14 protein-coding genes are annotated in these 10353 nt (G+C 60.2%); 13 read left to right on the top strand and 1 reads right to left on the bottom strand.

Annotated features, from left to right (window positions below; genetic code table 11):
* Positions 1 to 176: 176 nt before the first annotated feature.
* Positions 177 to 473: a hypothetical protein gene (locus tag M1D43_RS06725; RefSeq protein ID WP_010969192.1), complete on the bottom strand. Its 297-nt coding sequence runs from the start codon at positions 471 to 473 to the stop codon at positions 177 to 179.
* 685 nt (positions 474 to 1158) lie between these two features.
* On the opposite strand from M1D43_RS06725, the gene rpsL reads away from it, so the two are divergent.
* The 13 genes from rpsL to rplP all read left to right on the top strand — a co-directional run bounded on the left by rpsL (position 1159) and on the right by rplP (position 10348).
* Positions 1159 to 1530 (top strand): 30S ribosomal protein S12, encoded by a 372-nt coding sequence (gene rpsL / locus M1D43_RS06720; RefSeq protein ID WP_003507760.1) that lies wholly within the window; start codon positions 1159 to 1161, stop codon positions 1528 to 1530.
* Between the two features lie 57 nt (positions 1531 to 1587).
* Complete coding sequence (rpsG, locus tag M1D43_RS06715; RefSeq protein ID WP_003536198.1) at positions 1588 to 2058, top strand: 30S ribosomal protein S7; 471 nt, start codon at positions 1588 to 1590, stop codon at positions 2056 to 2058.
* A gap of 29 nt (positions 2059 to 2087) precedes the next feature.
* Complete coding sequence (gene fusA / locus M1D43_RS06710; protein WP_003536200.1) at positions 2088 to 4187, top strand: elongation factor G; 2100 nt, start codon at positions 2088 to 2090, stop codon at positions 4185 to 4187.
* Positions 4188 to 4258: 71 nt separating this feature from the next.
* Positions 4259 to 5434, top strand: a complete 1176-nt coding sequence (gene tuf / locus M1D43_RS06705) for an elongation factor Tu (protein WP_010969189.1) — start codon at positions 4259 to 4261, stop codon at positions 5432 to 5434.
* A gap of 142 nt (positions 5435 to 5576) precedes the next feature.
* Positions 5577 to 5885, top strand: coding sequence for a 30S ribosomal protein S10 (rpsJ, locus tag M1D43_RS06700; protein ID WP_003507767.1), 309 nt, complete (start codon positions 5577 to 5579; stop codon positions 5883 to 5885).
* Between the two features lie 122 nt (positions 5886 to 6007).
* Positions 6008 to 6694, top strand: a complete 687-nt coding sequence (rplC, locus tag M1D43_RS06695; protein ID WP_010969195.1) for a 50S ribosomal protein L3 — start codon at positions 6008 to 6010, stop codon at positions 6692 to 6694.
* A 12-nt stretch (positions 6695 to 6706) separates the two neighbouring features.
* The gene (gene rplD / locus M1D43_RS06690; RefSeq protein ID WP_003536623.1) at positions 6707 to 7327 is read left to right on the top strand and encodes a 50S ribosomal protein L4; all 621 of its coding nucleotides are present in this window, start codon (positions 6707 to 6709) and stop codon (positions 7325 to 7327) included.
* Positions 7324 to 7617: a 50S ribosomal protein L23 gene (locus M1D43_RS06685; RefSeq protein WP_003536621.1), complete on the top strand. Its 294-nt coding sequence runs from the start codon at positions 7324 to 7326 to the stop codon at positions 7615 to 7617. Before rplD ends, M1D43_RS06685 begins: the two co-directional genes overlap by 4 nt.
* Before the next feature lie 43 nt (positions 7618 to 7660).
* A complete protein-coding gene (rplB, locus tag M1D43_RS06680) occupies positions 7661 to 8497 on the top strand; it encodes a 50S ribosomal protein L2 (protein ID WP_003536619.1) in 837 nt (278 codons plus the stop codon).
* Between the two features lie 15 nt (positions 8498 to 8512).
* Positions 8513 to 8791 carry a 30S ribosomal protein S19 gene (gene rpsS / locus M1D43_RS06675; protein ID WP_002964358.1) on the top strand — a complete coding sequence of 93 codons (279 nt, stop codon included), beginning with the start codon at positions 8513 to 8515 and terminating at the stop codon, positions 8789 to 8791.
* A 2-nt stretch (positions 8792 to 8793) separates the two neighbouring features.
* Positions 8794 to 9183: a 50S ribosomal protein L22 gene (gene rplV / locus M1D43_RS06670; RefSeq protein WP_003536535.1), complete on the top strand. Its 390-nt coding sequence runs from the start codon at positions 8794 to 8796 to the stop codon at positions 9181 to 9183.
* Complete coding sequence (gene rpsC / locus M1D43_RS06665; RefSeq protein ID WP_003536533.1) at positions 9183 to 9896, top strand: 30S ribosomal protein S3; 714 nt, start codon at positions 9183 to 9185, stop codon at positions 9894 to 9896. Before rplV ends, rpsC begins: the two co-directional genes overlap by 1 nt.
* Before the next feature lie 38 nt (positions 9897 to 9934).
* Complete coding sequence (gene rplP / locus M1D43_RS06660) at positions 9935 to 10348, top strand: 50S ribosomal protein L16 (protein ID WP_003536531.1); 414 nt, start codon at positions 9935 to 9937, stop codon at positions 10346 to 10348.
* Positions 10349 to 10353 lie beyond the last annotated feature (5 nt).

Below are 10353 nucleotides of genomic sequence, written 5' to 3'. Positions count from 1 at the left end.
TTTGATCGGATACGATTAAAGGAAACATGCAGTAGAGCGGGATGAGGAAAAGTGTGTGCGGTTTTCCGCCCGCATCCCGGGTCTCAACTTCTTGGAATCGATCACGTTCATGTTTTTAGGTCGACCCGACCTAAGAACATCGTGATCCAAGGCGGCACCAGATGCCGCCAGATCGCTCAACCGAAGCGAATGATGGCGACTTCGCCCTCGAGTGCGCCCTGATAGGCGGAAGCGTGCGGCTCCTCGTCCGGTATGCCGTCCAAGGTGCCGATCTGGTCGAGATCGGCTTCAAGGAAGCCCTCCTCGGCCAGTGCATTCAGCGCTTCGCGCACGGCCGTATCGTCATCCGGCGCCCGCAGCATCACATGGATGTCGACGCCCTCGGCATCGCCGTCGGTCTCGTAGGCTTTGCCGATAACGATGAAGATCAGCGGTTCGTCGGGTGCGTTGTCGTTATCCGGTGTGACAGACATGGAAACATCCTCTTTGAAGAATAGTAACGGGCGATCGCGTTCATTTTAGGTCGAAAGAGGCCGAAACCGTCGCGATCGATTCTCAAGCGTTGAGACGCGGGATGCGGGGAAACCGGATACACTTTGCCTTCATCCTGCTCTACTGCATATTGCGCCAGACCGAAACCCGTTCCAGAATCAGCCAGATCGCTTGAACATTTTCGGTCATCGGCGCGGCGCGACGCGCGGTCGTGGAAAACGACAGAAAGAGGTTGCTGATTCCTTAAGTGCGAAGGAATATGCGGCGGCACGAACCGGCGTCGCGCCAGCCCGCGGGCATAGCGAGCGCGCAAAGCCTTGTTTCTCGGGCATATCAGGGCTGCAACGCCTAGATTATTTCCTAATTGCCCTTGACGGATCGCCCCGAAATCAGTACACCCCGCCGCATCAGAGCCCATGTGAGGCTGGCTGGTTCGGAACGACGCGTTCTGGAGTTCGCCTCAAACAAGGTTCAAAACGTACGCTGACGACATAATGCTGCACGCAAGACGCGCGAGATAGTGCGTCCTCTGCTTTTTGTGGGGCCATCTGCGGAAAAGCGGATCGGCCCTCGTTTTGCGCATTTCATAGGCGTTCGTTGTTGCCGGCGACGGCAAGCGATCCGCCCGAAAGGGTAACGAGACAAGTTTTTGTAAGGGATGGTTAGATGCCTACCGTAAACCAGCTGATCCGCAAGCCACGTCAGGCACAGGTAAAGCGCAACAAGGTTCCTGCACTGCAGGAGAACCCGCAGAAGCGCGGCGTTTGCACCCGCGTCTACACGACGACCCCGAAGAAGCCGAACTCGGCTCTGCGTAAGGTTGCCAAGATCCGCCTGACGAACGGCTTCGAAGTGATCGGCTACATTCCGGGTGAAGGCCACAACCTTCAGGAGCACTCCGTGGTCATGATCCGCGGCGGCCGCGTGAAGGACCTTCCGGGTGTTCGTTACCACATCATCCGCGGCGTTCTCGATACGCAGGGTGTGAAGAACCGTAAGCAGCGCCGCTCCAAGTACGGCGCGAAGCGTCCGAAATAACATCGCAACCGGCGCCATTTCGCTGGTCATAAGATTTAAAGTTGAGAGACGAGAAGTATGTCCCGACGTCACAGAGCAGAAAAGCGTGAGATCAACCCGGATCCGAAGTTCGGTGATCTGGTCGTCACGAAGTTCATGAACGCAATCATGCTGCACGGCAAGAAGTCCGTTGCGGAAAGCATCGTCTACGGTGCATTCGATGCGGTCCAGTCGAAGCTGAAGCAGGAGCCGGTCGCCGTGTTCCATTCCGCGCTCGACAACATCGCTCCGCATGTCGAAGTGCGTTCGCGCCGCGTCGGTGGTGCTACCTACCAGGTTCCGGTCGACGTTCGTCCGGAGCGCCGTCAGGCTCTCGCTATCCGCTGGCTGATCGCAGCTGCCCGTAAGCGCAATGAAACGACCATGGTCGATCGCCTGTGCGGCGAACTCATGGACGCAGCGAACAACCGCGGCAGCGCAGTGAAGAAGCGCGAAGACACCCACAAGATGGCTGATGCCAACCGTGCGTTCTCGCACTACCGCTGGTAATCAGAACAGGTTCCGAAAGGCAGTCTCTCATGGCTCGCGAATATAAAATCGAAGACTACCGAAACTTCGGTATCATGGCGCACATCGACGCCGGCAAGACGACGACGACCGAGCGTATCCTCTACTACACCGGCAAGTCCCACAAGATCGGCGAAGTCCATGACGGCGCCGCGACCATGGACTGGATGGAGCAGGAGCAGGAGCGCGGCATCACGATCACGTCTGCTGCGACGACGACCTTCTGGAAGGGCCGCGACGGCAAGACGCGCCGCTTCAACATCATCGACACTCCCGGCCACGTCGACTTCACCATCGAAGTCGAGCGTTCGCTGCGCGTTCTCGACGGTGCGATCGCGCTTCTCGACGCCAATGCCGGTGTCGAGCCGCAGACGGAAACCGTCTGGCGCCAGGCCGAGAAGTATCATGTTCCGCGCATGATCTTCTGCAACAAGATGGACAAGACCGGTGCGGACTTCTACCGCTCGGTCGAGATGATCAAGACGCGCCTCGGCGCGACGGCCGTCGTCATGCAGCTGCCGATCGGCGCTGAAAGCGACTTCAAGGGTGTTATCGACCTGATCGAGATGAATGCTCTCGTATGGCGCGACGAATCGCTCGGCGCCCAGTGGGATGTCGTCGAAATCCCGGCCGACATGAAGGAAAAGGCGGAAGAATACCGCGAGAAGCTGATCGAGACGGTTGTCGAGATCGACGAAGCGGCAATGGAAGCCTACCTGGAAGGTACCTACCCGGATAACGACAAGATCCGTGAACTGGTCCGCCGCGGTACGATCGACGTCAAGTTCCACCCCATGTTCTGCGGCACCGCCTTCAAGAACAAGGGCGTTCAGCCTCTGCTCGACGCCGTCGTCGATTACCTGCCGTCGCCGATCGACATTCCGGCGATCAAGGGCATCGACGTCAAGACCGAAGGCGAGATCACCCGTAAGGCCGACGACAACGAGCCGCTTTCGATGCTCGCGTTCAAGATCATGAACGACCCCTTCGTCGGTTCGCTGACCTTCGCACGCATCTATTCCGGCAAGCTCGAAAAGGGCACGTCGGTGATGAACACGGTCAAGGAAAAGCGCGAGCGCGTCGGCCGCATGCTGCAGATGCACTCCAACTCGCGTGAAGACATCGAAGAAGCCTTCGCTGGCGACATCGTTGCTCTGGCCGGCCTCAAGGAAACCACCACTGGCGATACGCTTTGCGATCCGCTGAAGCCGGTTATCCTCGAGCGCATGGAATTCCCGGAGCCGGTCATCCAGATCGCGATCGAGCCGAAGACCAAGGGCGACCAGGAAAAGATGGGCCTCGCGCTCAACCGCCTGGCTGCCGAGGATCCGTCCTTCCGCGTCAAGACCGACGAGGAGTCCGGCCAGACGATCATCGCCGGCATGGGCGAACTTCACCTGGACATCATCGTCGACCGCATGCGTCGCGAGTTCAAGGTCGAAGCTTCGGTCGGTGCTCCGCAGGTTGCCTACCGCGAGACCATTACGCGCAAGCACGAGGAAGATTACACGCACAAGAAGCAGTCCGGTGGTACCGGCCAGTTCGCGCGCGTCAAGATCGTCTTCGAACCGAACCCGGAAGGCGAAGACTTCGCATTCGAATCGAAGATTGTCGGTGGTGCTGTTCCGAAGGAATATATCCCCGGCGTTCAGAAGGGTATCGAAAGCGTCCTGTCCTCGGGTCCGCTCGCGGGCTTCCCGATGCTCGGCGTCAAGGCGACGCTGATCGACGGTGCATTCCACGACGTCGACTCGTCGGTCCTGGCCTTCGAAATCGCTTCCCGTGCATGCTTCCGTGAAGCCGCGAAGAAGGCTGGAGCTCAGCTCCTCGAGCCGATCATGAAGGTCGAGGTCGTGACGCCGGAAGATTACGTCGGTGACGTTATCGGTGACCTGAACTCTCGCCGTGGCCAGATCCAGGGTCAGGAAGCGCGCGGCGTCGCCGTTGTGATCAATGCCCACGTGCCGCTCGCGAACATGTTCAAGTACGTGGACAACCTGCGCTCGATGTCGCAGGGCCGCGCTCAGTACACGATGCTGTTCGATCACTACGCGCCGGTTCCGTCGAACGTCGCGCAGGAAATCCAGGCGAAGTATTCCGGTCAGAAGTGACCGGAATAGCCTCGCGCTGAAACAGAATGAAAAGATTTCCCCTCTAGGGGACAGGAAACGGAGAGCCGGAAATGGCAAAGAGCAAATTTGAGCGCAATAAGCCGCACGTCAACATTGGCACGATTGGCCACGTTGACCATGGCAAGACGTCGCTGACGGCAGCGATCACGAAGTATTTCGGCGAGTTCAAGGCGTATGACCAGATCGACGCTGCGCCGGAAGAAAAGGCCCGCGGCATCACCATTTCGACGGCGCACGTCGAATACGAGACGCCGAACCGTCACTATGCGCATGTCGACTGCCCCGGCCACGCCGACTACGTCAAGAACATGATCACCGGTGCGGCGCAGATGGACGGCGCGATCCTGGTTGTTTCGGCCGCTGACGGCCCGATGCCGCAGACGCGCGAACACATCCTGCTGGCCCGCCAGGTCGGCGTTCCGGCGATCGTCGTGTTCCTGAACAAGGTCGACCAGGTCGACGACGCGGAACTGCTCGAGCTCGTCGAGCTGGAAGTGCGCGAACTGCTGTCGTCCTACGAATTCCCGGGCGACGACATTCCGATCGTCAAGGGTTCGGCTCTGGCCGCGCTTGAAGATTCGGACAAGAAGATCGGCGAAGACGCGATCCGCGAGCTGATGGCTGCGGTCGACGCCTACATCCCGACGCCTGAGCGTCCGATCGACCAGCCGTTCCTGATGCCGATCGAAGACGTGTTCTCGATCTCGGGCCGCGGTACGGTCGTGACCGGTCGCGTCGAGCGCGGCATCGTCAAGGTCGGTGAGGAAATCGAGATCGTCGGCATCCGTCCGACGACGAAGACGACCTGCACGGGCGTTGAAATGTTCCGCAAGCTGCTCGACCAGGGCCAGGCCGGCGACAACATCGGCGCGCTGCTTCGCGGTGTCGACCGCAACGGCGTCGAGCGCGGTCAGATTCTGTGCAAGCCGGGTTCGGTCAAGCCGCACCGCAAGTTCAAGGCTGAAGCCTACATCCTGACGAAGGAAGAGGGTGGCCGTCACACGCCGTTCTTCACCAACTACCGTCCGCAGTTCTACTTCCGCACGACGGACGTGACCGGCATCGTGACGCTTCCGGAAGGCACGGAAATGGTCATGCCGGGCGACAACGTCACGGTTGACGTCGAGCTGATCGTGCCGATCGCGATGGAAGAAAAGCTGCGCTTCGCTATCCGCGAAGGCGGCCGCACCGTCGGCGCAGGCATCGTCGCCTCCATCGTCGAGTAACAAGAAAACGGCTTGAGCCGTTTCGGCAGGGACATGGTCCGCCATGTCCCTGCGATTTTTGAAAAGAAGCGGCTAAGCGAAACGAATACTTCAAGTGTGTGCTTCGTGAGCACACCGGAAAACACGAGCAAGGACAAGTCGAATGAACGGCCAGAATATCCGCATCCGCCTCAAGGCGTTTGATCACCGGATCCTCGATGCCTCCACGCGCGAAATCGTGTCGACGGCCAAGCGCACCGGTGCGAGTGTGCGCGGGCCCGTGCCGCTTCCGACCCGGATTGAGAAATTCACGGTCAACCGGTCGCCCCACGTCGACAAGAAGAGCCGCGAACAGTTCGAGATGCGCACGCACAAGCGCCTTCTCGATATCGTTGACCCGACCCCGCAGACGGTGGACGCGCTGATGAAGCTCGATCTGGCCGCCGGCGTAGACGTCGAGATCAAGCTGTAAGACCCGGCGCAAGCCGAAATAACAAGGAAGGTACGTGGAGTTTCTCCAACGGCTTCCAGGAACAGGAAACCGGAAGGTGTGTGAAGCACCGGACGGGAACCCTAAACAAGAGGCGTGAACCGATGCGTTCAGGTGTGATTGCACAGAAGGTGGGAATGACCCGCGTCTACAACGACGCCGGCGAGCATATCCCGGTAACAGTATTGCGGCTGGAGAACTGCCAGGTAGTTTCCCACCGCACCGAAGAGAAGAACGGTTATACCGCAGTTCAGCTGGGTGCCGGCCGTTCGAAGGTCAAGAATACGCCGAAGGCCATGCGCGGCCATTTTGCCGCTGCCAGCGTTGAGCCGAAGGCAAAGCTGGTCGAGTTCCGCGTGAGCGCCGACAACCTGATCGACATTGGCGCCGAGCTTACGGCGGGCCATTTCGTCGCCGGGCAGCTCGTGGACGTTACCGGCACCACCATCGGTAAGGGTTTTGCCGGCGCGATCAAGCGCCACAACTTCGGCGGCCTGCGTGCAACGCACGGCGTGTCCGTATCGCACCGTTCGCATGGTTCGACAGGTTCCAACCAGGACCCGGGCCGCGTCTGGAAGGGCAAGCGCATGGCTGGTCACATGGGCCAGACGCGCGTCACCACGCAGAACCTCGAAGTCGTATCGACCGATGAAGACCGCGGTCTGATCCTGGTCAAGGGTGCAGTTCCCGGCTCCAAGGGTTCCTGGATCGTCGTCCGTGACGCCATCAAGTCGGGTACTCCGGAAGGCGCACCGCGCCCTGCCGCAGTGCGCGCCGCAGAATCGAAGTAAGGGAGCCGAATAATGGATCTCACCGTCAAAACCCTCGAGGGCAAGGACGCGGGAAAGGTTTCCCTTTCCGACGCCATTTTCGGTCTCGAGCCTCGTGAAGACATCATTGCCCGCGTCGTTCGCTGGCAGCTCGCAAAGCGCCAGCAGGGTACGCACAAGTCCAAGGGCCGTGCGGAAGTCTCCCGCACCGGCGCCAAGATGTACAAGCAGAAGGGTACGGGCCGCGCCCGCCACCATTCGGCTCGTGCTCCGCAGTTCCGCGGCGGCGGCAAGGCTCACGGTCCGGTGGTCCGCAGCCATGCGCACGATCTTCCGAAGAAGATCCGCGCGCTGGGCCTGCGCCATGCGCTGTCGGCCAAGCTGAAGGCCGAGGACATCATCGTCATCGACGATCTCGTAGCCAACGAAGCAAAGACGAAGGCGCTCGCCGGTGCATTCGCCTCGCTCGGCCTCACCAACGCCCTGATCATCGGCGGAGCCGAGATCGAAGGCAACTTCAAGCTCGCCGCCCAGAACATCCCGAATGTGGACGTTCTGCCGGTTCAGGGCATCAACGTTTACGACATTCTGCGCCGTGGCAAGCTCGTGCTTTCCAAGGCTGCTGTGGAAGCTCTGGAGGAGCGGTTCAAATGACGGATCTTCGCCACTACGACGTGATCGTGTCTCCCTCGATCACCGAAAAGTCGACGCTGGTCTCCGAACAGAACCAGGTCGTCTTCAATGTCGCCAAGGGTGCTTCGAAGCCTGAGATCAAGGCTGCCGTCGAAGCGCTGTTCGGCGTGAAGGTTACGGCCGTGAACACGCTCGTCCGCAAGGGCAAGCTGAAGCGCTTCCGCGGCTTCGCCGGAAAGCAGAAGGACGTGAAGAAGGCGATCGTAACGCTCGCCGACGGTCAGTCCATCGACGTTTCCACCGGTCTCTAACGGATAGGCCCATTAGGGTAAAAACCCAAAAGGGAACAAGAAAATGGCATTGAAAAGTTTCAATCCGACGACGCCGAGCCAGCGTCAACTGGTCATCGTCAGCCGGGCTGGCCTCTACAAGGGCAAGCCGGTCAAGACGCTGACCGAAGGCCTGTCCTCCAAGGGCGGTCGCAACAACCTGGGTCGCATCACCGTTCGTTTCCAGGGCGGTGGTCACAAGCGGACCTACCGTCTGGTCGACTTCAAGCGTCGCAAGTTCGACGTCGAAGGCACGGTCGAGCGTCTGGAATATGACCCGAACCGCACGGCGTTCATCGCGCTCGTCAACTACGCGGACGGCGAGCAGGCCTATATCCTGGCGCCGCAGCGCCTGGCTGTCGGCGACAAGGTGATTGCCTCGGAAAAGGCCGTCGACGTCAAGCCCGGCAATGCGATGCCGCTGCAGTTCATTCCGGTCGGCTCCATCATCCACAATGTGGAGATGAAGCCGGGCAAAGGCGGTCAGATCGCCCGCTCCGCCGGAACTTACGCTCAGCTCGTCGGCCGTGACCAGGGCATGGCGATCCTGCGCCTGAACTCGGGCGAGCAGCGTCTGGTGCACGGCTCTTGCCTCGCATCGATCGGTGCTGTATCGAACCCCGATCACGGCAACATCAATGATGGTAAGGCCGGCCGTTCGCGTTGGCGCGGAAAGCGTCCGCACGTACGCGGCGTCGTCATGAACCCGGTTGACCATCCGCACGGCGGCGGTGAAGGCCGCACCTCCGGTGGTCGCCATCCGGTCACGCCATGGGGCAAGCCCACAAAGGGCAAGCGCACGCGCTCCAACAAGTCGACCGACAAGTTCATTATGCGCTCGCGTCACCAGCGCAAGAAGTAAGAGAGGAAGTCTCAAGTGGCTCGTTCAGTATGGAAAGGTCCGTTTGTTGACGGTTATCTTCTCAAGAAGGCTGAGAAGGTCCGCGAAGGCGGCCGCAACGAAGTGATCAAGATGTGGAGCCGTCGCTCCACGATCCTTCCGCAGTTCGTCGGTCTGACCTTCGGCGTCTACAACGGCAACAAGCATGTTCCCGTCTCGGTGTCCGAAGAAATGGTCGGTCACAAGTTCGGTGAATTCGCTCCGACCCGGACCTATTATGGTCATGGCGCGGACAAGAAAGCTAAGAGGAAGTAACGATGGGCAAGGCAAAAGCCGAACGCCGGCTGAAGGATAATGAGGCGCAGGCAGTTGCGCGCACGATCCGCGTCAGCCCCCAGAAGCTCAACCTCGTTGCCGCGCTGATCCGCGGCAAGAAGGTCGACCGGGCTCTGGCCGAACTCGAGTTCTCGCGCAAGCGCATCGCAGGCACGGTCAAGAAGACGCTTGAATCTGCGATCGCCAACGCAGAGAACAACCATGATCTCGACGTTGATTCGCTCATCGTCGCAGAAGCTTTTGTTGGCAAGTCGATCGTGATGAAGCGCTTCCACGCCCGTGGTCGCGGCCGTGCATCGCGCGTCGAAAAGCCGTTCGCGCACTTGACGATCGTTGTTCGTGAAGTGGAAGCCAAAGGGGAGGCCGCATAATGGGCCAGAAGATTAATCCGATCGGTTTCCGTCTCGGCATCAACCGGACCTGGGATAGCCGTTGGTTCGCGGATAACGCGGAATACGGCCAGCTTCTTCACGAAGACCTGAAGATCCGCGCCTATCTGATGGAAGAGCTGAAGTCGGCCGGTATCGCCAAGGTCGTGATCGAGCGTCCGCACAAGAAGTGCCGCGTGACGATCCACTCGGCTCGCCCGGGCCTGATCATCGGCAAGAAGGGCGCCGACATCGAAAAGCTTCGCAAGAAGCTTTCCGAGATGACCAATTCGGAAACGCACCTCAACATCGTCGAAGTGCGCAAGCCGGAAGTCGACGCAACGCTCGTTGCGCAGTCGATCGCTCAGCAGCTCGAGCGCCGCGTAGCGTTTCGTCGTGCGATGAAGCGTGCCGTTCAGTCGGCGATGCGCCTCGGCGCCGAAGGCATCAAGATCACTTGCGCCGGCCGTCTCGGCGGTGCGGAAATCGCCCGTACCGAATGGTATCGTGAAGGCCGCGTTCCGCTGCATACGCTGCGCGCCGACATCGACTACGGTACGGCCGAAGCCGAAACCGCTTTCGGAATCTGCGGTGTCAAGGTCTGGATCTTCAAGGGCGAAATCCTTGAGCACGATCCGATGGCTTCCGAGCGCCGCGCGACCGAGAGTGACAACCAGGGCGGTAGCGGCAGAGAGCGTCGCCGCGAGAACGCGTAACATTCGCGCGTGGCAGCCAATATCGGAGAAGTAAAAAAATGTTGCAGCCAAAGCGTACGAAGTATCGCAAGCAGTTCAAGGGGCGCATCAAGGGCGTCGCGAAGGGCGGCTCTGACCTCGCCTTCGGCGAATTCGGTCTGAAGGCCCAGGAGCCCAACCGCGTCAATGCTCGCGAGATCGAAGCGGCCCGCCGTGCGATCACCCGTCATATGAAGCGCGCCGGCCGCGTCTGGATCCGGGTATTCCCCGACGTTCCGGTCACGGCAAAGCCGACCGAAGTCCGCATGGGTAAGGGCAAGGGTTCGGTCGAATACTGGGCATGCAAGGTCAAGCCCGGCCGCATGATGTTCGAGATCGACGGTGTCAACGAGGAGCTCGCCCGCGAGGCACTTCGCCTCGGCGCTGCCAAGCTCTCTGTCAAGACGCGCTTCGTGCAGCGTATCGCAGAGTAAGGAGT

The sequence above is a fragment of the Ensifer sp. R1-3 genome (genome assembly GCF_056739175.1).
This window is presented reverse-complemented; position numbering and strand designations above follow the sequence as displayed.

Excerpts from the sequence above, each read along its gene's own strand:
- rplD (WP_003536623.1), top strand. The coding sequence starts at position 6,707 with ATGGATCTCACCGTCAAAACCCTCGAGGGCAAGGACGCGGGAAAGGTT.
- rplP (WP_003536531.1), top strand. The coding sequence starts at position 9,935 with ATGTTGCAGCCAAAGCGTACGAAGTATCGCAAGCAGTTCAAGGGGCGC.
- rpsG (WP_003536198.1), top strand. The coding sequence starts at position 1,588 with ATGTCCCGACGTCACAGAGCAGAAAAGCGTGAGATCAACCCGGATCCG.
- M1D43_RS06725 (WP_010969192.1), bottom strand. The coding sequence starts at position 473 with ATGTCTGTCACACCGGATAACGACAACGCACCCGACGAACCGCTGATC.
- rplB (WP_003536619.1), top strand. The coding sequence starts at position 7,661 with ATGGCATTGAAAAGTTTCAATCCGACGACGCCGAGCCAGCGTCAACTG.
- fusA (WP_003536200.1), top strand. The coding sequence starts at position 2,088 with ATGGCTCGCGAATATAAAATCGAAGACTACCGAAACTTCGGTATCATG.
- rplV (WP_003536535.1), top strand. The coding sequence starts at position 8,794 with ATGGGCAAGGCAAAAGCCGAACGCCGGCTGAAGGATAATGAGGCGCAG.
- tuf (WP_010969189.1), top strand. The coding sequence starts at position 4,259 with ATGGCAAAGAGCAAATTTGAGCGCAATAAGCCGCACGTCAACATTGGC.
- M1D43_RS06685 (WP_003536621.1), top strand. The coding sequence starts at position 7,324 with ATGACGGATCTTCGCCACTACGACGTGATCGTGTCTCCCTCGATCACC.
- rpsJ (WP_003507767.1), top strand. The coding sequence starts at position 5,577 with ATGAACGGCCAGAATATCCGCATCCGCCTCAAGGCGTTTGATCACCGG.
- rpsL (WP_003507760.1), top strand. The coding sequence starts at position 1,159 with ATGCCTACCGTAAACCAGCTGATCCGCAAGCCACGTCAGGCACAGGTA.
- rplC (WP_010969195.1), top strand. The coding sequence starts at position 6,008 with ATGCGTTCAGGTGTGATTGCACAGAAGGTGGGAATGACCCGCGTCTAC.
- rpsC (WP_003536533.1), top strand. The coding sequence starts at position 9,183 with ATGGGCCAGAAGATTAATCCGATCGGTTTCCGTCTCGGCATCAACCGG.